Source organism: Nocardioides malaquae, assembly GCF_015070385.1.
Lineage (GTDB): Bacteria > Actinomycetota > Actinomycetes > Propionibacteriales > Nocardioidaceae > Nocardioides > Nocardioides malaquae.
The window spans coordinates 160,506-181,081 of sequence record NZ_JADCSA010000005.1; the positions used below are offsets into that span (position 1 = coordinate 160,506).

24 protein-coding genes are annotated in these 20,576 nt (G+C 71.3%); 17 read left to right on the forward strand and 7 right to left on the reverse strand.

What is annotated here, in order from left to right:
* Positions 1 to 54: 54 nt before the first annotated feature.
* Genes abc-f through IEQ44_RS16865 form a run of 5 tightly spaced genes read left to right on the forward strand, consistent with a single transcriptional unit; the run spans position 55 to position 5,054 of the window.
* Positions 55 to 1,653, forward strand: a complete 1,599-nt coding sequence (abc-f, locus tag IEQ44_RS07000) for a ribosomal protection-like ABC-F family protein (RefSeq protein ID WP_193637717.1) — start codon at positions 55 to 57, stop codon at positions 1,651 to 1,653.
* A 50-nt stretch (positions 1,654 to 1,703) separates the two neighbouring features.
* Complete coding sequence (locus IEQ44_RS07005; protein WP_227487044.1) at positions 1,704 to 2,495, forward strand: enoyl-CoA hydratase/isomerase family protein; 792 nt, start codon at positions 1,704 to 1,706, stop codon at positions 2,493 to 2,495.
* 11 nt (positions 2,496 to 2,506) lie between these two features.
* Entirely contained in the window at positions 2,507 to 4,414 is a 1,908-nt protein-coding gene (locus IEQ44_RS07010; protein WP_319804540.1) for an ABC transporter ATP-binding protein, read from the forward strand.
* Between the two features lie 27 nt (positions 4,415 to 4,441).
* Positions 4,442 to 4,891 (forward strand): SDR family NAD(P)-dependent oxidoreductase, encoded by a 450-nt coding sequence (locus tag IEQ44_RS07015; RefSeq protein ID WP_227487045.1) that lies wholly within the window; start codon positions 4,442 to 4,444, stop codon positions 4,889 to 4,891.
* A complete protein-coding gene (locus IEQ44_RS16865) occupies positions 4,791 to 5,054 on the forward strand; it encodes an SDR family oxidoreductase (RefSeq protein ID WP_264674443.1) in 264 nt (87 codons plus the stop codon). The genes IEQ44_RS07015 and IEQ44_RS16865 overlap by 101 nt, the downstream gene beginning before the upstream one ends.
* On the opposite strand, the gene IEQ44_RS07020 is transcribed toward IEQ44_RS16865, so the two are convergent.
* On the reverse strand, positions 4,998 to 5,840 hold the full coding sequence (locus IEQ44_RS07020; RefSeq protein WP_193637719.1) for an SURF1 family cytochrome oxidase biogenesis protein: 843 nt from the start codon (positions 5,838 to 5,840) through the stop codon (positions 4,998 to 5,000). The genes IEQ44_RS16865 and IEQ44_RS07020 overlap by 57 nt on opposite strands.
* A 55-nt stretch (positions 5,841 to 5,895) precedes the next feature.
* On the opposite strand from IEQ44_RS07020, the gene moaA reads away from it, so the two are divergent.
* Positions 5,896 to 6,885, forward strand: coding sequence for a GTP 3',8-cyclase MoaA (gene moaA, locus IEQ44_RS07025; protein ID WP_193637720.1), 990 nt, complete (start codon positions 5,896 to 5,898; stop codon positions 6,883 to 6,885).
* A gap of 25 nt (positions 6,886 to 6,910) precedes the next feature.
* On the opposite strand, the gene IEQ44_RS07030 is transcribed toward moaA, so the two are convergent.
* Both IEQ44_RS07030 and IEQ44_RS07035 read right to left on the reverse strand, forming a co-directional pair.
* Positions 6,911 to 7,120: an acetone carboxylase gene (locus IEQ44_RS07030; protein ID WP_193637721.1), complete on the reverse strand. Its 210-nt coding sequence runs from the start codon at positions 7,118 to 7,120 to the stop codon at positions 6,911 to 6,913.
* On the reverse strand, positions 7,117 to 7,464 hold the full coding sequence (locus tag IEQ44_RS07035) for a DUF3099 domain-containing protein (protein ID WP_193637722.1): 348 nt from the start codon (positions 7,462 to 7,464) through the stop codon (positions 7,117 to 7,119). Before IEQ44_RS07035 ends, IEQ44_RS07030 begins: the two co-directional genes overlap by 4 nt.
* A 75-nt stretch (positions 7,465 to 7,539) precedes the next feature.
* On the opposite strand from IEQ44_RS07035, the gene IEQ44_RS07040 reads away from it, so the two are divergent.
* From IEQ44_RS07040 to IEQ44_RS07050, 3 genes are read left to right on the forward strand one after another with little or no spacing between them, the layout of a single operon-like run.
* A complete protein-coding gene (locus IEQ44_RS07040; RefSeq protein WP_193637723.1) occupies positions 7,540 to 8,268 on the forward strand; it encodes a beta-ketoacyl-ACP reductase in 729 nt (242 codons plus the stop codon).
* A gap of 50 nt (positions 8,269 to 8,318) precedes the next feature.
* Complete coding sequence (fabI, locus tag IEQ44_RS07045; RefSeq protein WP_193637724.1) at positions 8,319 to 9,089, forward strand: enoyl-ACP reductase FabI; 771 nt, start codon at positions 8,319 to 8,321, stop codon at positions 9,087 to 9,089.
* Between the two features lie 52 nt (positions 9,090 to 9,141).
* Positions 9,142 to 9,657, forward strand: coding sequence for a SixA phosphatase family protein (locus IEQ44_RS07050; protein WP_193637725.1), 516 nt, complete (start codon positions 9,142 to 9,144; stop codon positions 9,655 to 9,657).
* Positions 9,658 to 9,683: 26 nt separating this feature from the next.
* On the opposite strand, the gene serB is transcribed toward IEQ44_RS07050, so the two are convergent.
* Together serB and IEQ44_RS07060 are read right to left on the reverse strand one after the other, a co-directional pair.
* On the reverse strand, positions 9,684 to 10,898 hold the full coding sequence (gene serB / locus IEQ44_RS07055; protein WP_193637726.1) for a phosphoserine phosphatase SerB: 1,215 nt from the start codon (positions 10,896 to 10,898) through the stop codon (positions 9,684 to 9,686).
* Positions 10,899 to 10,944: 46 nt separating this feature from the next.
* Positions 10,945 to 11,706 (reverse strand): Rv1486c family protein, encoded by a 762-nt coding sequence (locus IEQ44_RS07060; RefSeq protein WP_193637727.1) that lies wholly within the window; start codon positions 11,704 to 11,706, stop codon positions 10,945 to 10,947.
* A gap of 120 nt (positions 11,707 to 11,826) precedes the next feature.
* Between IEQ44_RS07060 and IEQ44_RS07065 the strand changes: the two genes are divergently transcribed.
* The 4 genes from IEQ44_RS07065 to IEQ44_RS07080 all read left to right on the forward strand — a co-directional run bounded on the left by IEQ44_RS07065 (position 11,827) and on the right by IEQ44_RS07080 (position 15,055).
* A complete protein-coding gene (locus IEQ44_RS07065; protein ID WP_193637728.1) occupies positions 11,827 to 12,630 on the forward strand; it encodes an ABC transporter ATP-binding protein in 804 nt (267 codons plus the stop codon).
* 65 nt (positions 12,631 to 12,695) lie between these two features.
* Positions 12,696 to 13,157 (forward strand): NfeD family protein, encoded by a 462-nt coding sequence (locus tag IEQ44_RS07070; protein ID WP_193637729.1) that lies wholly within the window; start codon positions 12,696 to 12,698, stop codon positions 13,155 to 13,157.
* 30 nt (positions 13,158 to 13,187) lie between these two features.
* Positions 13,188 to 14,294 carry an SPFH domain-containing protein gene (locus IEQ44_RS07075; RefSeq protein ID WP_193637730.1) on the forward strand — a complete coding sequence of 369 codons (1,107 nt, stop codon included), beginning with the start codon at positions 13,188 to 13,190 and terminating at the stop codon, positions 14,292 to 14,294.
* Positions 14,291 to 15,055 carry a sulfite exporter TauE/SafE family protein gene (locus tag IEQ44_RS07080; protein ID WP_438861843.1) on the forward strand — a complete coding sequence of 255 codons (765 nt, stop codon included), beginning with the start codon at positions 14,291 to 14,293 and terminating at the stop codon, positions 15,053 to 15,055. The genes IEQ44_RS07075 and IEQ44_RS07080 overlap by 4 nt, the downstream gene beginning before the upstream one ends.
* 19 nt (positions 15,056 to 15,074) lie before the next feature.
* Here the strand turns inward: IEQ44_RS07080 and IEQ44_RS07085 are convergent, their stop codons facing one another.
* Positions 15,075 to 16,052 (reverse strand): alpha/beta hydrolase, encoded by a 978-nt coding sequence (locus IEQ44_RS07085; protein ID WP_193637731.1) that lies wholly within the window; start codon positions 16,050 to 16,052, stop codon positions 15,075 to 15,077.
* An 83-nt stretch (positions 16,053 to 16,135) separates the two neighbouring features.
* On the opposite strand from IEQ44_RS07085, the gene IEQ44_RS07090 reads away from it, so the two are divergent.
* Together IEQ44_RS07090 and IEQ44_RS07095 are read left to right on the forward strand one after the other, a co-directional pair.
* Positions 16,136 to 17,284: an LLM class flavin-dependent oxidoreductase gene (locus IEQ44_RS07090; protein WP_193637732.1), complete on the forward strand. Its 1,149-nt coding sequence runs from the start codon at positions 16,136 to 16,138 to the stop codon at positions 17,282 to 17,284.
* The gene (locus IEQ44_RS07095) at positions 17,281 to 17,898 is read left to right on the forward strand and encodes a CE1759 family FMN reductase (protein ID WP_193637733.1); all 618 of its coding nucleotides are present in this window, start codon (positions 17,281 to 17,283) and stop codon (positions 17,896 to 17,898) included. The genes IEQ44_RS07090 and IEQ44_RS07095 overlap by 4 nt, the downstream gene beginning before the upstream one ends.
* A gap of 37 nt (positions 17,899 to 17,935) precedes the next feature.
* Here the strand turns inward: IEQ44_RS07095 and IEQ44_RS07100 are convergent, their stop codons facing one another.
* Positions 17,936 to 18,457, reverse strand: coding sequence for a YbhB/YbcL family Raf kinase inhibitor-like protein (locus IEQ44_RS07100; protein WP_193637734.1), 522 nt, complete (start codon positions 18,455 to 18,457; stop codon positions 17,936 to 17,938).
* A gap of 61 nt (positions 18,458 to 18,518) precedes the next feature.
* Here IEQ44_RS07100 and cobA point away from each other — a divergent pair, with 61 nt between their 5' ends.
* On the forward strand, positions 18,519 to 19,763 hold the full coding sequence (gene cobA, locus IEQ44_RS07105; protein ID WP_193637735.1) for a uroporphyrinogen-III C-methyltransferase: 1,245 nt from the start codon (positions 18,519 to 18,521) through the stop codon (positions 19,761 to 19,763).
* Between the two features lies 1 nt (position 19,764).
* Positions 19,765 to 20,568: a TrmH family RNA methyltransferase gene (locus IEQ44_RS07110; RefSeq protein ID WP_193637736.1), complete on the forward strand. Its 804-nt coding sequence runs from the start codon at positions 19,765 to 19,767 to the stop codon at positions 20,566 to 20,568.
* Positions 20,569 to 20,576 lie beyond the last annotated feature (8 nt).

The following is a 20,576-nucleotide window of genomic DNA, read 5'->3' on the forward strand; positions in this document are numbered from 1 at the left end:
CGCAGGTTCGCCGATGGGGTCAGTACCCCGTGACCTCCGTACACTAACCACGCGATGATCACTGCCCAACAGCTCGAGGTGCGCGCGGGTGCGCGACTCCTCATGGAGAACGTCAGCTTCCGCGTCGCCGCGGGGGACAAAGTGGGTCTCGTGGGGCGCAACGGTGCCGGCAAGACCACGATGACAAAGGTGCTGGCGGGGGAGGCCCTCCCGGCGTCGGGAGAGGTGGTCCGCGGCGGCGAGGTCGGCTACCTGCCGCAGGACCCGCGTACGGGCGACCCGGAGGTGATCGCCAGCGACCGCATCCTGTCGGCCCGAGGCCTCGACGACGTCGTACGTCGCATGCGCCGCGCCGAGGAGGAGATGGGCAGCGACGACCCGGACGTGCGCGAGAAGGCGATGCGGCGCTATGCGCGCGCCGACGACGACCTGCACGCCAACGGCGGTTATGCCGCCCAGTCCGAGGCGGCGACGATCGCCAGCAGCCTCGGCATCGAGGAGCGCATCCTCAACCAGCCGCTGAAGACCCTCTCCGGTGGTCAGCGACGCCGCATCGAGCTGGCCCGGATCCTCTTCTCGGGCGCCGAGACGCTGATCCTCGACGAGCCCACCAACCACCTCGACGCCGACTCGATCGTGTGGCTGCGTGAGTTCCTCAAGAACCACAAGGGCGGCTTCATCGTGATCAGCCACGACAACGCACTGATGGAGCAGGTCGTCAACAAGGTGCTCCACCTCGACGCCAACCGCGCCACCATCGACGTCTACAACATGGGCTGGAAGCAGTACCTCACCCAGCGCGAGACCGACGAACGGCGTCGGCGTCGTGAGCGCCAGAACGCCGAGTCGAAGGCCAAGGTCCTCACCGACCAGGCCAACCGGATGCGCGCCAAGGCGTCCAAGGCCTCCGCGGCCCAGTCGATGCTCAAGCGTGCCGACAAGATGGTCGCCAACCTGGAGAGCGAGCGCCAGCAGGACAAGGTCGCCGCCATCAAGTTTCCGGCCCCCGCGCCGTGCGGCAAGACCCCCCTCATGGCCGAGGGGCTCTCGCGGTCCTACGGTGCGCTCGAGATCTTCACCGGCGTCGACCTGGCCATCGACCGCGGTTCGCGTGTGGTCATCCTCGGGCTCAACGGCGCCGGCAAGACCACGATGCTGCGACTCCTGGCGGGGGTCGACGAGCCCAACAGCGGCAAGGTCCTGCCGGGCCACGGCCTGAAGGTCGGTTACTACGCCCAGGAGCACGAGACCCTCGACACCGAGCGCACGGTGCTGGAGAACATGCAGAGCGCCGCTCCGCAGCTCACCGACACCGAGGCCCGCTCGGTGCTGGGGTCGTTCCTCTTCTCCGGCGACGACGCGCACAAGCCGGCCAAGGTGCTCTCCGGCGGGGAGAAGACCCGACTCGCCCTGGCGAGCCTGGTCGTCTCGAGCGCCAACGTGCTGCTCCTCGACGAGCCGACCAACAACCTCGACCCCGCGTCGCGCCAGGAAGTGCTGGCCGCCATCCGGACGTACGAGGGAGCGATCGTGCTGGTGACCCACGACGAGGGGGCCGTGCACGCGCTCGAGCCGGACCGGGTGCTGCTCCTGCCCGACGGCGACGAGGACCTGTGGAGTGACGACTACGCCGAGCTGGTCTCGCTGGCCTGAGTGCCGCGCCTTGCTACCGGTGAGTAGTTCCGCGGCCTAGGATGCCGTGCATGACTCCTGAGGAACTCTCCGCCGTCGGTCTCCGCTACGAGGTCGAGGGGCCGGTCGCCACGATCACCCTGTCCCGTCCCGAGGTGCGCAACGCCCAGACCCCCGCGATGTGGCGAGCCCTGGCCGGTCTCGGTGCCGCCATTCCGGACGAGGTCCGCGTCGTGGTCGTCCAGGGGGAGGGCGAGCACTTCTCCAGCGGCCTCGACCGCAGCGTGCTCGACCCGCGCGGCAACGCGGCCGGTGGAGAGTCCGTGCTCGCCCTGCTGGCCGGATCCGACGAGGCGATGGCGGACACCATCGGCGAGTACCAGGAGGGGTTCACCTTCCTGCGGGACTCGCGGTTCGTCTCCGTCGCCAAGGTGCGCGGCTACGCGGTGGGCGCCGGCTTCCAGCTGGCACTCTCCTGCGACGTGCGGATGGTTTCCACCGACGCCCGCTTCTCCATGAAGGAGTCGGCACTGGGCCTCGTGCCCGACCTCACGGGAACAAAACCCCTGGTGGAGGCAGTTGGCTACAGCAGGGCGCTGGAGATCTGCGCCACCGCACGCATGGTGGAGGCTGACGAGGCCGTGAGGATCGGGCTCGCCCTCAGCGCCCACGGTGCGGACGAGCTGGACGAGGCGGTGAACCGGATGGCGCAGACGCTGGTCGGCACCATGCCGGACGTCCTCTCCGAGACCAAGACCCTGCTCCAGGGGGCCGCCGACCGGTCGCTCGACGACCAGCGTCGGCTGGAGCGCGAGGCCCAGACCCGCCGCTTCCGAGCAGTGGCAGCCGCCATGGGCGGCTGAGAGGAGATGCCATGTCGATGACGGGACGCGGCGGGGGACCCGCCATGCGCCACCTGAGGGCTGACCGGACCGTCGTCGACGCCCGGGTGGAGCGACGCACGCTGCGCCGCGTCCTGTCGTTCGCCCGACCGCACCGCCGGTTGATCGCGGTCTTCCTCGCCGTCACCGTCCTCGACGCAGCCCTGGTCGCGGTCCCGCCCCTTCTGCTCCAGCGCATCATCGATGACGGGGTCGCCACGGGCGACGTGGGGCTGGTCGTCTGGTTGTCGGCAGGGGTGGCGCTCGTCGCCGCTCTCGGTGCGACGTTCACCGTGGTCAACGGCTGGTTCTCCAGCCGCATCGGTGAGGGACTCATCTTCGACCTGCGGACGCAGGTCTTCGGCCACGTCCAACGTCAGTCGCTCGCCTTCTTCACGCGGACGCAGACCGGCGCGTTGGTGAGTCGCCTCAACAACGACGTGATCGGCGCCCAGCGCGCCTTCACCTCGACGTTGCAGGGCACTGTCTCCAACCTGGTGTCGGCCGTGGTCGTGGGGGCCACCATGGTCTTCCTCAGCTGGCAGGTGACCCTGCTCTGCCTGCTCCTCTTTCCCCTGCTGCTGCTCGCCTCACGCTGGGTGGGCAACCGGTTGGCAGGTCTCACTCGAGCCCAGATGGACGGCAACGCCCACCTGGGCAACGCCATGACGGAGCGGTTCAACGTCGGTGGAGCGATGCTGCTCAAGCTCTTCGGCCGTCGCGACGAGGAGGACCAGCGCTACGCCGAGAAGGCCGCTGTGGTGCGCGACCTCGGCATCCGCATCTCCTTGCTGACTCGCATCTTCATGGCCGCGATGGGACTCGTGCCCGCCCTGGCGACCGCCCTGGTCTACGGACTCGGCGGGGTGATGGCCATCCGCGGCGATCTGTCGGTGGGCACGGTGGTGGCCCTGGGCATCCTGCTCACCCGTCTGCTGGGTCCCTTGCAGGCGCTCTCGAACGTGCGCATCGACATCATGACCGCACTGGTCTCCTTCGACCGGGTCTTCGAGGTCCTCGACCTGCCCTCACCGATCCAGGAGAAGCCCGGTGCCGTGGCGTTGCCGGCATCGAGCTCGCGCCTGGAGTTCCGCGACGTCCACTTCAGCTATCCGCGGGCCGAGGACGTCTCTCTGGCCTCCTTGGAGGGCCTGGCGCGCACCGAGAGTCGGGACAACGGCGAGGTGCTGCACGGCGTCTCGTTCGTCGCCGAGCCCGGGCAGATGATCGCGCTCGTGGGCCCCTCGGGGGCCGGCAAGTCCACCATGACCCACCTGGTGGCGCGCCTCTACGACGTGGACTCCGGGGCCGTGCTGGTGGGCGGTGAGGACGTCCGAGACGTCCAGCTCGAGTCGCTCGAGGCCGTCGTCGGCTACGTCACGCAGGACGCGCACATGTTCCACGACACCATCAGGGCCAACCTCGTGTACGCCCGCCCCGACGCCGGAGAGGCCGACGTCTGGAAGGCCCTGGAGGCCGCGCACGTCGCCGACCTGGTGCGGTCGCTGCCCGACGGCCTCGACACCGTGGTGGGCGATCGCGGCTACCGGCTGTCCGGTGGTGAGCGCCAACGTCTCGCCATCGCCCGGCTGCTCCTCAAGGCGCCCGCAGTGGTGGTGCTCGACGAGGCCACCGCGCACCTCGACAGCGAGTCGGAGGCGGCTGTCCAGCGCGCCCTGGACAGCGCGCTCGAGGGGCGAACCTCGCTGGTCATCGCCCACCGCCTGTCCACGGTCCGCAACGCCGACCAGATCCTGGTGCTGGAGCAGGGGCAGGTCGTCGAGCGAGGCACCCACACCGAGCTCATCGTGGCCGGGGGGCTCTACGCCGACCTGCACCGGACCCAGTTCCTCGGGGCGGAGCGCGAGGTCGCCACCGAGGGAGTCACCGCGACAGGCTGACGCGCGCCGGGTCCCTGGGGTGGCCCCATGGACCTCCACCTGCGTGACCGCGTCTTCCTGCTCACGGGTGCCAGCCTGGGCCTCGGCCGGACCACCGCACGCTCCTTGGTCGAGGAGGGCGCCCGGGTGGTGGTCTCGGGTCGCGGTGCCGCCGCGTTGGACGATCTGGCCCACGAGCTCGGGACCGACCGGGCCGCGACGGTGACCGGCGACAACGCCGACCCCCTCACCACCCGCAGGATGCTCGAGGTGGCCGAGTCCCGGTGGGGTCGGGTCGACGGCGTGCTCGTCAGCGTGGAGAGGACGAAGGCACCACTGACCGGTCTGGGCATCTCCAACGGGCTGCGGCCCCGGCCTGGCCATGGTGGCCAAGGAGATGGCCGACGAGTGGGGTCCGCGTGGGATCCGGGTGCTGAGTCTCCTGCCGGGCCGGATCGACACCGACCGCGTGCAGCAGCTCGACGCGAGCACGGGTGACGCCGCCGCGGCGCGGGAGAGGGTGTCGGCAGCCATTCCGCTGCGTCGCTACGACCGGCCCGAGGAGTTCGGCGACGTCGCGGCCTTCATGCTCTCGCCGCGGGCCTCATTCGTGAACGGCGTCGCCCTCGCGGTCGACGGCGGCCTCCTGCGCAGCCTCTGACCGTCCCTCTTCCTCCGACCGTCGGTCCGCCTCAGACCGGCTAGCCGCCTGCGTCTCGGCCCGCCGGTCGCGCCACTCGTCGTAGAGCAGGTAGAAGAAGCCGAAGATGGCCAGGGCACCGAAGAACCACCACTGGAGTCCGTAGAAGAAGTGGGGTCCCTCGTCGAGCTCCGGCTCGTCGGGCAGCGTCAGGGGTGTGGCGGCTTCGGGGGACTCCTCGACGAGCTCCACGAAGCCGCCCAGGGTGTCACGACCGAGGGCCTCGCCGATCTCGACGCTGGAGATGGCCCGGGTGCCGCGGTCGCTCACCCGGGCGGCGTCGCCCGTGGCGTCGGCACGCACCCGACCCAGCACCTCGACCTGCCCGGTCGGCGGGGCGGGGACGTCGTCGGGGATCTCGCCGCGGTTCGCGGTCTGCCACCAGCCCCGGTCCACCAGCAGGGTGGCCCCGCTCTCCAGCTGCAGGGGCACGACCACCTGCACGCCGGAGGCGCTGCGGTGGGTGCGGTAGCGCACGAAGACCGTCTCGTCGGCGGCGTAGGTGCCGGTCGCGCGCACCAGGCTCCACTCCTCGTCGGCCTCGACCGCCTCGCCCACGGACAGGACGGACTCGGCGTCGACGGGATCCTGACGGTCGTTGCGCTCGATGATCGCGTTGCGCTCCCGGCGGTCCTCCAGCCGGTCGAACTGCCACTGCCCCAGCTCCCAGGCGAGCCAGGAGAGGAGGGCCACGGCCACAAGGAAGAAACCCCACCTCTTGCTGACGAGGAAGCCAAGACGTTGCACGCCCCGAGGCTATCCGTCTGGCCCAACGCCGCCACCGGGAGCCTATGCTGGGCAGATGATCGCGCTGCGGGACCGCCACGGGCGGACAGCGACCGACCTGCGGGTGTCGCTGACTGATCTCTGCAACCTGCGGTGCACCTACTGCATGCCAGCCGAAGGCCTGGCCTGGATGCCGCGGGAGGAGCAGCTCACCGACGACGAGGTCGTGCGTCTCGTACGCCTCGGGGTGGATCGGCTGGGCATCCGTGAGGTGCGCTTCACCGGGGGTGAACCCCTGCTCCGGCGAGGGTTGGTGGACATCGTGCGGCGGTGCGCCCACGACAGCGCGGCCGAGTTCTCGTTGACCACCAACGGCATCGGGCTCGCCCGGCAGGCCCAGGCCCTGGCTGAGGCGGGACTCACCCGGGTGAACGTGAGCCTCGACACCGTGCGCCGGGAGACCTTCCGCGCCCTGACCCTGCGGGACCGTCTGGACGACGTCGTCGCCGGCCTGGCCGCCGCCGCGCAGGCGGGACTCGCCCCGGTGAAGATCAACGCCGTCCTCGTGCGTGGCGTCAACGACGACCAGGCCTCCGAGCTGCTGTCCTGGTGCCTGGAGCGCGACTACCACCTGCGCTTCATCGAGCAGATGCCTCTCGACGCCCAGCAGGGCTGGCGTCGCAGCGAGATGGTCACCGCGGCCGAGATCCGGGAACGTCTGTCGCTCACCCACGTACTGACGCCGGCGCCGGGCGAGCGGGGGAGCGCCCCGGCCGACCTGTGGACGGTCGACGGGGGCCCGGGGACGGTGGGTGTGATCGCCTCGGTCACCGAACCCTTCTGCGGGGCCTGTGACCGCGTCCGGCTGACTGCCGACGGCCAGGTGCGCAACTGCCTCTTCAGCACCACGGAGTCTGACCTGCGGAGCGCGTTGCGCTCGGGTGCCGACGACGCACGGATCGCCGAGCTGTGGGCCGCCGCGGTCGCCTCCAAGCTGCCGGGTCACGGGATCAACGACCCGACGTTCCTCCAGCCGCCGCGCCCGATGTCGGCCATCGGCGGCTGACCCGCCGCGAGCGCGGCCCCGGGCCTCAGGGGTGGACGACGACGTCCTTGAGGAAGCCCCGGGCGCGCAGGAAGTCGCCCAGGGAAGTGACGTGCTCGGGACAGGCGAGCCACGTCTTGCGCCGCTCGGGCGTGTGGATCTTCGGGTTGTTCCACAAAAGGGCGTGGGCTGCGGGCGCCGTGCAGCTCTTGGCCGAGCACGTGTCCACGTCGGGGCCGTCGCTGGGGTGGATCATTCAGGTTCCTCGCTCTCGGTCTGGTCGGGGCCGCTGAGCGACGGCCGGTCCCCGGGGCCCTCGAGCTGCGGGTCGGTGATCACGCGGCCCAGGGACTGGTCCTCGCTGCGGAGGTCGACCGCGTTGGCCATGACGACGGCGACGTAGGGCAGGAAGACGGCACCCGCCATCAGCACCCAGCGCAGGACGCCGGGGCCCACGGCGACGGCCGCGCCGAAGCAGACGACGCGGACCGTCATGGACACGAGGTAGTTGCGGATCCGACCGTCACGCTCCTCGCCGCGCCGGGTCCGGGCGGTGGTGATGCGGACCGCCTCGGTGTCCCGAGACCTGCTGCGTGCCATGCCCTCCAGCATACGTGCGGGCCGTGGGGCGAGGTCTTTTCGCGTACCCCGGAGTAATGGTTACGGTCGGGACGCGTGACTGTCCACGACACTTCCCAGTCCCCCCGTTCGGTCCTCGTGACCGGAGGCAACCGCGGCATCGGCCGCGCGATCGCCGAGGCGTTCCTCGCCCAGGGCGACAAGGTCGCCGTCACCACCCGCACCGGCGGTGCGCCCACCGGCGCGCTGGACGTCCGGTGCGACGTGACCGACCCGGCGGCCGTCGAGGCTGCCTTCAAGGACGCCGAGGAGGCGCACGGACCGGTCGAGGTGCTCGTGGCCAACGCCGGCGTCACCGCCGACACGTTGCTGCTGCGCATGAGCGAGGACGACTGGCGCTCGGTCATCGACACCAACCTCACGGGCACGTTCCACCTGGCCCGCCGCGGCGCCAAGCAGATGCTGCGCCTGCGTCGCGGGCGCATCATCCTGATCTCCTCGGTCGTGGGACTGCTGGGCTCGGCCGGCCAGGTGAACTACGCGGCCTCCAAGGCGGGCCTGGTCGGAATGGCTCGTTCGATGGCCCGGGAGCTCGGCAGCCGCGGCATCACGACCAACGTCGTGGCGCCCGGCTTCATCGACACCGACATGACCGCGGCGCTCAGCGACGCCCAGCGCGCCGCCATCACGGCCCAGGTGCCGCTGGCGCGCTACGGCGACCCGCACGAGGTCGCCCACGCCGTGACCTGGCTGGCCTCGCCGGGCGCGGCCTACGTCACCGGTGCCGTGATCCCGGTCGACGGCGGCCTCGGCATGGGCCACTGACCCACCCTCCGCACCCCACACCTTCCGCACGAGAGAAGCAGGTATCAGCCATGGGCATTCTGGACGGCCGCACGATCCTCGTTGCCGGCGTGACGATGGAGTCCTCCATCGGGTTCGCCACCGCACGCGTCGCCCAGGAGCAGGGGGCCACGGTCCTCATCTCCAACTTCGGTCGCGCACTGGGCATCACCCGCCGCATCGCCGGCCGCCTCCCGGTGACACCCCCCGTGCTGGAGCTCGACGTCACCGACGACGACCACCTCGCCGGCCTCGCCGACCAGGTGCGCGAGCACGCCGACCACCTGGACGGCGTGGTGCACTCGATCGCCTACGGCAACCCCGAGACGTTGCTGGGTGGCCGGTTCCTGGAGGGCCCGTGGGACGACGTGTCCCAGGCCGTCCAGGTGTCGGCCTACTCCCTGAAGTCGTTGGTGACGGCGTGCCGCCCCCTGATGTCGTCCGGTGGCTCCATCGTCGGCCTCACCTTCGACGCCACCCAGGCCTGGCCCGCCTACGACTGGATGGGCGTGGCCAAGGCGGGCCTGGAGTCCGCCTCGCGCTACCTGGCCCGCGACCTGGGCCCGGACGGTATTCGCTGCAACCTGGTGGCCGCCGGCCCGCTGAAGACCCTCGCGGCCAAGGCGATCCCGGGGTTCGAGGACCTGGAGAGCGCCTGGAAGGACCGCGCACCGTTGGGCTGGGACGAGACTGACCACGACCCCACGGCGCGGGCGGTCGTCGCCCTGCTCTCCGACTTCTTCCCCGCCACGACCGGAGAGATCGTGCACGTCGACGGCGGTTTCCACTCCCAGGGACTCTGATGGGAGCGTCGATCCGCTCGTGCCTGCGGCACGGCGTGGAAGAATGGCCGCCGTGAGTCCGGGTCCGCGTCGGCTGGTGGTCATGCGGCACGCGACGGCCGAGGCCGTGGCGGCCTCGGACGTCGAGCGCCCGTTGACCGACCGGGGCCGGGCAGACGCCGAGGCCGCGGGCGCCTGGCTGCACCAGCACGGCGTCGTGCCCGACCACGCGATCGTCTCCCCGGCCGTACGCACGCGCGAGACGTGGGCGGCGATGGTGCGGGCCACAGGCTGGACCGCACCGCCGGACCTGGAGCCCGCGCTCGTGCACGCCGGGGTGGAGGCCGCGCTCGACCTGCTCCGCCTCGTGCCCGACGACGCGAGGGTCGTGGTCCTCGTGGGGCACAACCCCACGGTGAGCCAGGTCGCCAACCTCCTGCAGGACGGAGCGGGGAAGCGTGAGGCCGCCCTGTCGATGGCTCGTGGTCACCCTCCGGCCGCCTTCGCGCTCTTCGACGTGACCGTGGAGTGGAGTCGCCTGTCGTGGGGCGACGGGCGACTGGCAGCCTTCCGGGTGCCGGACGACTGACGCGCGGCCCCGGGGGTGGCGGGACGTCAGACCGGGGGAGCCGGGGTCGTGAGGCCCGCCTCGGCGTCGGCCACCTCGATCTCCTCGCGGGAGATGCCGAGCAGGTAGAGGATCGTGTCCAGGTAGGGCACGTTGACGGCCGTGTCGGCGGCGTCGCGCACCACGGGCTTGGCGTTGTAGGCCACCCCCAGGCCGGCGACGCTGAGCATGTCGAGGTCGTTGGCGCCGTCGCCGATCGCGATCACGGCCTCCAGGGGCACGCCCAGAGTCGCGGCGAACTCCTGCAACGCCTCGGCCTTGCCGGCGCGGTCGACGACGTCACCGACGATGCGGCCGGTGAGGTGGCCGTCCACGATCTCGAGCTCGTTGGCCCGGGCGAAGTCGATGTCCAGGTCCGCCGCAAGCCGGTCGGTGACCTGGCTGAAGCCACCCGACACGATCGCGAAGCGGTAGCCCAGCCGCCGCAGCGTGCGCACCAACGTACGAGCGCCGGGGTTGAGCTGGAGCTGGGCGTGCACGTCGTCGAGCACGGAGGCGGGAAGACCGGCCAGCAGGGAGACCCGGTGCCGCAGCGACTGCTCGAAGTCGAGCTCACCGCGCATCGCGGCCTCCGTCACGCGCGCGACCTCCTCCTCGACCCCGGCGTGGGCGGCCAGCATCTCGATGACCTCACCCTGGATGAGCGTGGAGTCGACGTCCATCACGATCAGACGCATGCCGTGGCGCAGGAGGTTCGCGGGCTGGACCGCGATGTCGACGCCCTGGGCAGCGGCCTCAGCCGCCAGGACGGTCCGCAACTTCTCCGGGGCCATGCCCGAGACGTGCAGGTCGAGGGCGGTGACCGGGTAGCGGGCCATCCGCACGATGCGGTCGATGTTGGCGCCCGCATCCGCGATCCGACCGGTCACCGCGGCCAGGGCTGAGGCCTTGAGAGGCGCGCCGATGACCGTCACGTGGCTGCGGCCGGCGCCCCGGGCCCGGGTGTCCCCCTCGCCGCGGGAGACCTCGACGTGCATCTCGAGCGACTCGCCCAGCGCCTCGAGGTCGCGGCGCAACTTCTTCCACTCCCGCGGGCCGGTGACCAGGATGCCGAGCACCAGCCGGCTCCTCAGCACGATCTGCTCGACGTCGAGCACGTGGACGCCGCAACGGGCCAACCGTCGCAGGACGCTCGCGGTCACGCCGGGACGGTCCTTGCCGGTGAAGGTGATCAGCAGCGTCTGGGCGTCTTGGTTCTCCATGGCAGTGCAGAGGCTACCTTCGTCGGCTCCGGATCGGCCCCCAGGATCAGGCTTCGGGCTGGCCGGGGGGCCAGCACCACGGGGACGCAGCAGCACTGAGCGCGACCCGTCCTGCGCGGTCGAGGTCGGTCACGACGTGGTGGCGTGCCGACACCTCGTGGGCCGAGACCGCGCCCCCGTGGTCGCGCAGCGCGAGCGCAGCGATCGTGCGCGCCGACAGCGCCCGGCCCGCGAGGGCCCGGACGGGGTCGGGAACTCCGGGCGACGAGGGCAGGGGCCGGTGGTGCGTGGCGTTGAGCACCTCGTCGGCCAGGTCGGGGCTCCAGGCCGCCACGTCGAGACGCTCGAGGGTCTCGACCGACCGCAGCATCACGCCGCGAAGGCCTCGGTCGGCCTCCCCGAGGTCCGGCAGCGGGCGCGGACGGGCGGGGTGCAGCACCCACGTCATCCCGGCACCGACGTGGTGCGGCACGGCGGCCAGGCCGACGTCCGGGCACAGCAGCGCCTCGCCCACGTCGGTCGCGTCGAGGTTGAGCTCCCGCGGGCCGGCGAGGCCCAGCGGGTCGCCCTCGGCCGGGAACGTGGCCCCCAGACTGAGGGCCCCTTGCCGTCGCAGTGCGGCCAGCAGCGGCACCAGGCTGGCGCCCTCCGCCTCGTCCCACCTCGGCGACGACTCCGGCGCCGGGTGCACGGAGTGGACCGCGGCGGCCGCCGTCATGGCCTCGAGGAGGTGGTCGGTGGAGGTGAGGCCGCGGAGCCAGGCGGTGCCCCACCACGCCAGCAGCAGCGCGGGAGCAGTCGAGGTCACCCGGGCGAGACTAGCCCGCGCTCCGACGCGTCGTGGCACGGTGCGGCTCAAGGCACGGTGCGGCTCAAGGCACGGTGCGGTGCACCGCCGGGCTGCGCGCGGCTCGATAGGGTACGCGCCATGACGACAGTCCTGGAGTTCGCGGGCGTGACGGTCCGACGCGGAGGGTCGACGCTGCTCGACGACGTCACCTGGACGGTCGAGGAGGACGAACGTTGGGTGGTGCTCGGGCCCAACGGAGCGGGGAAGACGACCCTGCTCCAGGTCGCCGCCGGGCAGATGCACCCCACCGAGGGGGTCGCCGGCATCCTGGACGAGGTGCTGGGCGCGGTCGACGTCTTCGAGCTGCGCACCCGCATCGGGCTGACCAGCGCCGCACTCGCCGACCGCATCCCGCGCGACGAGCTGGTGGAGAACGTCGTCGTGTCCGCCTCCTACGGCGTGCTCGGGCGGTGGCGTGAGGTCTACGAGGACCTCGACCACGACCGGGCGGCGGGACTGCTGTGGGAGGTGGGAGCCGCCCACCTCTCCGGCCGTGCCTTCGGCACGCTCAGCGAGGGGGAGCGCAAGCGCGTCCAGATCGCCCGGGCCCTCATGGCGGACCCCGAGCTCCTGCTGCTCGACGAGCCGGCTGCCGGTCTCGACCTCGGCGGGCGGGAGGACCTCGTCTCGACCCTCGCCTCGATCGCCCTCGACCCCGACTCACCCGCCACGGTGCTCGTCTCCCACCACGTCGAGGAGATCCCACCCGGGTTCACCCACGCGCTGATGCTGCGCGCCGGGCGGGTGGTGGCCCAGGGGCCCCTGCACGCAGTGGTGACCCAGGAGGCACTCTCGGAGACCTTCGCCATGCCGCTCCTCCTGACCCAGCAGGACGGTCGGTACGCAGCCCGCCGGCGCCCGCCCGCGCGTGCGGCGCAGTGACGCCGGTCGGTCCGGGGTGTGCACAGCCGCCGCCCCGTGTCCCCGCCGGGCGCTAGGGTTCCGGCATGGAGTGGTTCCGTGATCACGTGTGGGAGACCTGGCTGGGGCTGGCCGTCGTGCTCACCGTGGCCGAGATGTTCAGCCTGGACCTGATCCTGATCATGTTGGCCCTCGGTGCAGGAGTCGGCATGGTGGCCGCGCTGCTGGGGGCACCGCTGGTGGCCCAGATGCTGCTCGCGGCCGCGGCCTCACTGGCCGCCCTGTGGCTGGCGCGTCCCTCCATCGCCCGTCGCCTGCACGGCGGCCCCGACCTCATGCTGGGTCACGGCAAGCTCGTCGGCCAGCAGGGCGTGGTCACCCAGGAGGTAGCCGCCCACGCCGCCGGACGCATCCGTCTCGGCGGGGAGATCTGGTCTGCGGTGCCCTACGACGAGAACCTCACCCTCACCGTGGGCGCCACGGTGGAGGTGCTGGAGATCCGCGGCGCCACGGCCGTGGTGCACCCGGTCGCCGCCCCACTCACCTGACTTTTCCACCACCACAGAACAGGAGCAGCCATGTGGCCCTTCGTGCTCATCGGCCTGCTGGTGCTGTTCGTGATCGTCGTGCTCTCCAAGACGGTCCGGATCGTGCCACAGGCCAGGGCTGGCGTCGTCGAGCGCTTCGGCAAGTACAAGCAGACGTTGCCGGCAGGTCTCAACATCGTCGTGCCCTTCATCGACCGGGTGCGCTACCTCATCGACCTGCGTGAGCAGGTCGTCAGCTTCCCGCCGCAACCGGTGATCACGGAGGACAACCTCGTCGTCTCCATCGACACGGTGATCTACTTCCAGGTCACCGACCCCGTCGCCGCGACCTACGAGATCGCCAACTACATCCAGGCCGTCGAGCAGCTCACCATGACCACCCTGCGCAACATCGTCGGTGGGATGGACCTCGAGGACACCCTGACCAGCCGTGAGGAGATCAACGGCGGTCTTCGGGGGGTGCTCGACGAGGCGACCGGCAAGTGGGGCATTCGCGTCAACCGCGTCGAGATCAAGGGCATCGACCCGCCGCCGTCCATCAAGGACGCGATGGAGAAGCAGATGCGTGCCGATCGCGACAAGCGCGCCCTGGTCCTCCAGGCCGAAGGTCAGCGCCAGTCCGCGATCCTCACCGCCGAGGGAAACAAGCAGTCCGCGATCCTGAACGCCGAGGGTGAGCGGGAGTCGCAGATCCTGCGGGCCCAGGCCGACCGCGAGGCCGCGATCCTCCGCGCCCAAGGTGAGGGCCAGGCGATCCAGACGGTCTTCCAGGCCATCCACGACGGACAGCCGGACCAGTCGCTGCTCGCCTACCAGTACCTCCAGATGATGCCGAAGATCGCGGAGGGTGACGCCAACAAGCTGTGGATCGTGCCGTCGGAGATCGGCAAGGCCCTGGAGGGTCTCGGTTCCACGATGACCGACCTGGCCGGCATCCCGCGTGACGCCACCCCCGTCAAGCGGGTCGACATGGGCTCGACCGAGCCGGTGCAGCCTGCCGGCAGCGGAGACGCGGCCCGTGCGGCCCAGGACGCCGCCGCCGAGGCGATCGCCGCGGCGCGTGAGATCAGCGACGTGCCGAGCCCCGGTCCTGCTGCCGGAGGCACCGGCGAGGAAGGCGGGCCGACGGCCCCGTGACACCGCTGGAGGGGGCCATCGTCCTGCTCGCAGGGATGGCCGCCGGAACGATCAACACCCTGGTGGGGTCGGGAACGCTCATCACGTTCCCGACCCTGCTGGCGTTCGGGGTGCCCCCGGTGACAGCCAACGTCTCCAACACCATCGGACTGGTGCCCGGGTCGATATCCGGGGCGATCGGTTATCGCCGTGAGCTCCGCGGTCAGCGCAGTCGCGTCCTTCGTCTGCTCTCGGCCTCGCTCCTGGGTGGCCTCGCGGGCGCGGCGCTCCTGCTCGTCCTGCCTGCCGAGGTGTTCGCCACCGTGGTGCCGGTCCTCATCCTGCTCGGGGTGGCGCTCGTGGTGGCCGGCCCCCGGATCTCACGGTGGGTCGCCGTCCGCCACGACGCCACCGGTGGACTCCCGCACCACGGCGCGTGGTGGGTGTGGCCCAGCATCCTGCTGGCCGGTGTCTACGGCGGCTACTTCGGGGCCGCCCAGGGGGTCCTGCTGATGGCCATCATGGGCATCGGCATCCAGGAGAACCTGCAGAGCCTCAACGGAGTGAAGAACGTGCTGGGCGCGGCCGTCAACGGCGTCTCCGGCCTGGTCTTCGCGTTCGTGGCGCAGGTCGACTGGCAGGTGGTGCTGCTCGTGGCGGCGGGATCGGTGCTGGGCGGTCAGATCGGTGCCGGCGTGGGACGACGACTGTCCGACGCATGGCTGCGGGGGTTCATCGTGGTCGTCGGCCTGGCGGCGCTCGTCGCCTTCGTCCTCGGGTGACCCCTGCCCAGCGAGGGGATCATCCCTCCACGTAGGTGCGGACCCATCGGTCGAGCTCGGCGTAGACGGTGGCGCGGACCGCTGGCCGCGAGAGCACCACGTCGTGACGCGCGCCCGGCACACTGACGGTGGTGACGTGCCTGCTGACGGTGGGCGCCCAACGGCGGATCTGGTCGACGTCGAGCACGATGTCGGTGGTGTGGACGTCCTCGTCCATCCGCACGGGCAGGCTGGTCCGGTCCGAGGACAGCACCAGGACGGGCCGCTGCAGCCCCAGGCCCCTGTGCAGGATGCGGTGGCCCTCCCGGACGGCGCTCAGCCAACCGGCGTACACCGGCCGGGACTTGAGAGGCTTCCAGTCGAGGTCGAAGTGCCACTCGCCCTCGTGGTCGGCGTGCAGGGATCGCGCGTAGTAGCCGCTGACCGACCTCGGAATCACCCGACGCGGGTTCTGCCGTGCCACGCGATGGATCACCGTCGTGCCCACCGAACGCATCAACCACGGACCACGCAGGTCGAACCACGGGGCGTTCAGCACCATGGCGGCGAGCGGCTCGCCCCGGGCGGCATTCCACAGGGGCAGGACCAGACCACCCGTCGAGTGGGCGCTGCCCACGACCACCGAGTGGCCGTCGCGGCGGGTGACGAGGTCCAGCGCGACGTCGAGCTCGGCGTGGTAGGCGGTCAGGTCGTCGACGTAGTTGGGCGTCTGGTGTGGCCGGATCGACCGCCCGTACTTGCGCAGGTCGAGAGCGTAGAAGGTGTACCCGCGGTCGGTCCACCACTGCGCGTACTCGGTCTGGAAGAAGTAGTCGGCAAAGCCGTGGACGTGCAGCACGGCGCGCTCGGTGGGCTGTGCCGGCTCTCGCTTCACCAGGGTCGCCACCACCGGGCCCTCGTCGTCGTCGGCCAGGTGGATCGTCTCCGCCGAGTAGCCGGCGCCCAGCACGTCGGGCACGGGCGCCTCCACCCGGGGCAGGCCTGTCTCCTCACGCATGGCGTCATCCTGCCAGTACGGGGGAATAGGCACCGACCGCGGCACGTTCCCCCGGTCCGTTCGACTTTCAATCAGGAGTTGTGATGCAGTTCGGAATCTTCACCGTCGGTGACGTGACGACCGACCCCACGACCGGTCGTACCCCCACCGAGCACGAGCGCATCAAGGCCACGATTGCCATCGCGCAGAAGGCCGAGGAGGTGGGCCTCGACGTCATGGCCTTCGGCCAGCACCACAACCCGCCCTTCGTCGCGACCTCGCCGACGACGACGATGGCCTACGTGGCCGCCCGGACCGAGCGCCTGCTGCTCTCCACGTCGACGACGCTGATCACGACCACCGACCCGGTGCGCATCGCCGAGGACTACGCCCAGCTGCAGCACCTGGCCGACGGTCGCATCGACCTGATGCTCGGTCGCGGCAACACCGGACCGGTCTACCCGTGGTTCGGCAAGGACATCCGCGACGGCATCGAGCTGGCCGTGGAGAACTACGCCCTGCTCCACCAGCTGTGGCGCAAGGACGTCGTCAACTGGCAGGGCAAGCACCGCACGCCGCTGCAGGGCTTCACCGCCACGCCCCGCCCCCTGGACGGCGTGCCGCCGTTCGTGTGGCACGGGTCGATCCGCAGCCCGGAGATCGCCGAGCAGGCCGCCTACTACGGCGACGGCTTCTTCTCCAACCACATCTTCTGGCCGGCCTCCCACACCGCCCAGATGATTCAGCTCTACCGCCGGCGGTTCGAGCACTACGGTCACGGCGCCGCCCACCAGGCGATCGTCGGTCTCGGCGGCCAGGCGTTCCTGGCCCGCAACAGCCAGGACGCCGTGCGCCAGTTCCGTCCCTACTTCGACAACGCCCCCGTCTACGGCCACGGTCCCTCGCTCGAGGACTTCATGGCACAGACGCCGCTCAGCGTCGGCTCGCCGCAGCAGGTGATCGAGAAGACGCTCGCCTTCCGTGAGTACGCGGGGGACTACCAGCGTCAGCTCTGGCTGATGGACCACGCCGGTCTGCCACTGAAGACGGTGCTGGAGCAGCTCGACCTGCTGGGCGAGGAGGTCGTGCCGGCGCTGCGCAAGGAGTTCGCGTCGCTGCGTCCTGCCGACGTGCCGTCAGCCCCCACCCACGCGTCGCTGCTGGCGGCGCGCGGCGAGCGGGTGGAGACCGCCCCCACCGCGGTGGCCGACACCGTCACCGGCCGTTCGCCCCAGTTGCAGGAGCAAGCATGAGCACCCGCGTCGTCGTCGTCACCGCCGGCCTCAGCAACCCCTCGTCCACCCGTGTCCTGGCCGACCTGCTGGGTCAGCACACCCTCGACGCACTGACGCGGGTCACCGGCGAGCCCGTCGAGCTGGACGTCATCGAGCTGCGGCCCCTGGCTCGCCCCCTGGCGGACCGAATGGTCACCGGGTTTCCCAGCGGCGACCTGTCCGAGGCGATGGAGAAGGTCGCCCGGGCCAACGCGCTCATCGCGGTGACGCCGGTCTTCCAGGCGTCGTACTCGGGTCTCTTCAAGATGTTCTTCGACGTCATGGAGCCGGGGCTGCTCGACGGCACGCCCGTGCTCATGGCCGCGACGGCAGGCACCGCTCGCCACTCCTTGGTGCTGGAGCACGCCCTGCGGCCGCTCTTCGCCCACCTCAAGGCGGTGCCGGTGCCGACGGCGGTCTTCGCGGCCACCGAGGACTTCGGCTCCGACGCGGACGGGGCGTTGGACGCGCGGGCACGACGGGCGGCCGGCGAGCTCGCGGCACTCCTGGGCCCGGCCACGGCGACCGGTTCGTCGAAGCGCGACGAGTTCGCCGACCCGACGCCTTTTGCCGAGCTGCTCGGCCGCGTCTGACGACGCGGGCGCCGTCGGCGCAAGGCGGTGCGCCGGCTCAGTGCTGGTAGGTGCCGTGGATGACGGCGCGCCCCAGAGTCTTGAAGGCGAGGTTGAAGCTCATCACCGCGTTGGACGCGTCAGCGTCGATGCCGAGCTTCTCCTCTCCGACGGCGTGGACGACGAAGAAGTAGCGGTGCGGCTGGTCTCCCGCCGGGGGAGCAGCCCCCATGAAACCGGCCTCGCCGCCGTCGTTGCGCAGGTGGAAGGCGCCCTCCGGCAGGTTCGCCTCGGCGATCCCGGCCTCCAGCGACGTCACGTCGGCGGGCACGTCGACGAGTGCCCAGTGCCAGAAGCCCGAGGGCGTGGGGGCGTCGGGGTCGAAGCAGGTCACCACATAGGACCGCGTGCCCTCCGGCGCTCCCGACCACGAGAGCTGGGGCGAGGAGTTCCCTCCGTCGGCCACCTGCGCCCGGTTGAGCGGCGCGCCGTCCGTCACGTCGGTGGAGGTGACGGTGAAGGACGCGGTGGCCGGCAGCAGGTCGTAGGGATTCGGGGCAACGGGGCGCTCCAGGCTCATGCCCCGTGACTCTAGCGAGACGGGTGCAGGAGACAAGGTCCACGGCAGGGAGAATGGAGCCATGACGACTGCCCCTGCCGCTCCCCAGGCTGCGCCCTACCCGACCGGTCTCCGTCTGGAGGGCCGCCGTGTCGTCGTCGTCGGCGGGGGACACGTCGCGCAGCGACGCCTCCCCGCCCTGTTGGACGCCCGGGCCGACGTGCTCGTCGTCGCTCCCGAGGTGACGCCGGCGATCGAGGGCATGGCAGCCGAGCTGACGCTGGCCCTGCGTCCCTTCGAGACCAGCGACCTCGACGACGCGTGGTACTGCATCGCCGCCACCGACGTGCCTGAGGTCAACGCTGCCGTCGCGGAGGCGTGCGAGCAGCGGCGGATCTTCTGCGTACGCAGCGACGACGCCGGCCGGGCGTCCGCCTGGACCCCCGCCGTGGGTCGCCACGGGTCGGTCACGGTCGCGGTGCTGGGCAACCGTGAGCCCCGCCAGTCCGCCGCGTTGCGGGACGCCATCCTCACGGCGCTGCGCGACGGGCACCTCCACGCCGAGGGCGCCCTCGACCGCTCCCCGGGAGTCGTGATCGTGGGGGGAGGCCCCGGCGACCCCGAGCTGGTGACGGTGGCGGCTCGGCACGCGCTGGCCTCCGCCGACGTGGTGGTCGCCGACCGACTGGCACCTCGGGCGCTCCTCGAGGAGCTCGGACCGGACGTGGAGCTGCTCGACGTCACGAAGCTGCCACGAGGTCGCAGCGCCCGGCAGGAGTACATCAACGACGTCATCGTCGACCGCGCGCTGGCCGGCAAGCGGGTGGTCCGCTTCAAGGGCGGTGACAACTTCGTCTTCGGGCGGGGCTTCGAGGAGATCCTCGCCTGCCGCGAGGCCGGGGTCCCGGTGACCGTGGTACCCGGCCTGAGCTCGGCCGTGGCGGTCCCGGGACTCGCCCAGATCCCGATCACCCACCGGGGAGTGGCCCACGAGTTCACCGTGGTCTCCGGCCACCTGCCACCGGGGCACCCCGAGTCCTTGGTGGAGTGGTCGGCCCTCGCCGGACTGCGGGGGACCCTGGTGCTCCTCATGGCGGTCGAGAACGCGCCGGCGATCGCGACCACACTCATGACGCACGGGCGGCCTGGCACCACACCGGTGGCGGTCGTGTGCGACGGCACGATGCCCACGGAGCGCACCGTGCTCACCACCCTCGAGCACCTGGCGGCGGACATCGAGGCTGAGGCCGTGCGACCGCCGGCCATCATCGTGGTGGGCGACGTCGTGTCCGTGGCCCACCCGGGGCACTACCCCACGGGCTCCTGACGTGGCCACGCTCCACGAGGTCACCGACCCCGACGACCCACGTCTGGCCGACTACCGCGACCTGCGAGACGTCCAGCTGAGGAAGAGCCTGGAGGCTGCGCACGGGCTCTTCCTGGCTGAGGGGGAGAAGGTCGTGAGGCGGGCCGTCGAGGCAGGTCACCGGCCGCGGTCGTTCCTGATGGCGCCGCGCTGGCTCGAGGGCCTCTCCGACGTGCTCGAGCGCACCGAAGCGCCCTGCTACGTGGTCTCGGAGTCGATGGCCGAGGCCGTGACCGGGTTCCACGTGCACCGAGGAGCGCTGGCCTCGTTGCACCGCGCGCCCCTGCCGGGCCTCGACGAGGTGCTCGAGGGAGCTCGGTCGATCCTGGTCCTGGAGGACGTGGTCGACCACACCAACGTGGGAGCGGTCTTCCGTTCGGCGGCGGCCCTCGGCTTCGACGCCGTGCTGCTGTCGCCGCGGTGTGCGGACCCGCTCTACCGTCGGGCGGTCAAGGTCGCGATGGGCAGCGTCTTCCACGTGCCGTGGACCCGCCTGCCCGACTGGTACGACGCCCTCACCGACCTGTCACGTCGCGGGTTCACCTCGGTGGCCCTCACCCTGGCACCCGACGCCACCGACATCGCGGACGCGGTGCGCGGGGTCGACCGGCTCGCCCTCGTGCTGGGCTCGGAGGGCCCTGGGATCTCCCGTCGCTGGCAGGAGAGCGCTGATCGGCGCGCGATCATCCCGATGTCGGCCGGAGTCGACTCCCTCAATGTCGCAGCTGCGTGCGCGGTCGCCTGCTACGTCGCAGCTCGGCGCTGAGGCGCAGG

What these genes read in the sequence shown, in the direction of transcription:
- abc-f (WP_193637717.1), top strand. Translation starts at nt 55, where the DNA reads ATGATCACTGCCCAACAGCTCGAGGTGCGCGCGGGTGCGCGACTCCTC.
- IEQ44_RS07005 (WP_227487044.1), top strand. Translation starts at nt 1,704, where the DNA reads ATGACTCCTGAGGAACTCTCCGCCGTCGGTCTCCGCTACGAGGTCGAG.
- IEQ44_RS07010 (WP_319804540.1), top strand. Translation starts at nt 2,507, where the DNA reads ATGTCGATGACGGGACGCGGCGGGGGACCCGCCATGCGCCACCTGAGG.
- IEQ44_RS07015 (WP_227487045.1), top strand. Translation starts at nt 4,442, where the DNA reads ATGGACCTCCACCTGCGTGACCGCGTCTTCCTGCTCACGGGTGCCAGC.
- IEQ44_RS16865 (WP_264674443.1), top strand. Translation starts at nt 4,791, where the DNA reads ATGGCCGACGAGTGGGGTCCGCGTGGGATCCGGGTGCTGAGTCTCCTG.
- moaA (WP_193637720.1), top strand. Translation starts at nt 5,896, where the DNA reads ATGATCGCGCTGCGGGACCGCCACGGGCGGACAGCGACCGACCTGCGG.
- IEQ44_RS07030 (WP_193637721.1), bottom strand. Translation starts at nt 7,120, where the DNA reads ATGATCCACCCCAGCGACGGCCCCGACGTGGACACGTGCTCGGCCAAG.
- IEQ44_RS07035 (WP_193637722.1), bottom strand. Translation starts at nt 7,464, where the DNA reads ATGGCACGCAGCAGGTCTCGGGACACCGAGGCGGTCCGCATCACCACC.
- fabI (WP_193637724.1), top strand. Translation starts at nt 8,319, where the DNA reads ATGGGCATTCTGGACGGCCGCACGATCCTCGTTGCCGGCGTGACGATG.
- serB (WP_193637726.1), bottom strand. Translation starts at nt 10,898, where the DNA reads ATGGAGAACCAAGACGCCCAGACGCTGCTGATCACCTTCACCGGCAAG.
- IEQ44_RS07065 (WP_193637728.1), top strand. Translation starts at nt 11,827, where the DNA reads ATGACGACAGTCCTGGAGTTCGCGGGCGTGACGGTCCGACGCGGAGGG.
- IEQ44_RS07070 (WP_193637729.1), top strand. Translation starts at nt 12,696, where the DNA reads ATGGAGTGGTTCCGTGATCACGTGTGGGAGACCTGGCTGGGGCTGGCC.
- IEQ44_RS07075 (WP_193637730.1), top strand. Translation starts at nt 13,188, where the DNA reads ATGTGGCCCTTCGTGCTCATCGGCCTGCTGGTGCTGTTCGTGATCGTC.
- IEQ44_RS07085 (WP_193637731.1), bottom strand. Translation starts at nt 16,052, where the DNA reads ATGCGTGAGGAGACAGGCCTGCCCCGGGTGGAGGCGCCCGTGCCCGAC.
- IEQ44_RS07090 (WP_193637732.1), top strand. Translation starts at nt 16,136, where the DNA reads ATGCAGTTCGGAATCTTCACCGTCGGTGACGTGACGACCGACCCCACG.
- IEQ44_RS07095 (WP_193637733.1), top strand. Translation starts at nt 17,281, where the DNA reads ATGAGCACCCGCGTCGTCGTCGTCACCGCCGGCCTCAGCAACCCCTCG.
- IEQ44_RS07100 (WP_193637734.1), bottom strand. Translation starts at nt 18,457, where the DNA reads ATGAGCCTGGAGCGCCCCGTTGCCCCGAATCCCTACGACCTGCTGCCG.
- cobA (WP_193637735.1), top strand. Translation starts at nt 18,519, where the DNA reads ATGACGACTGCCCCTGCCGCTCCCCAGGCTGCGCCCTACCCGACCGGT.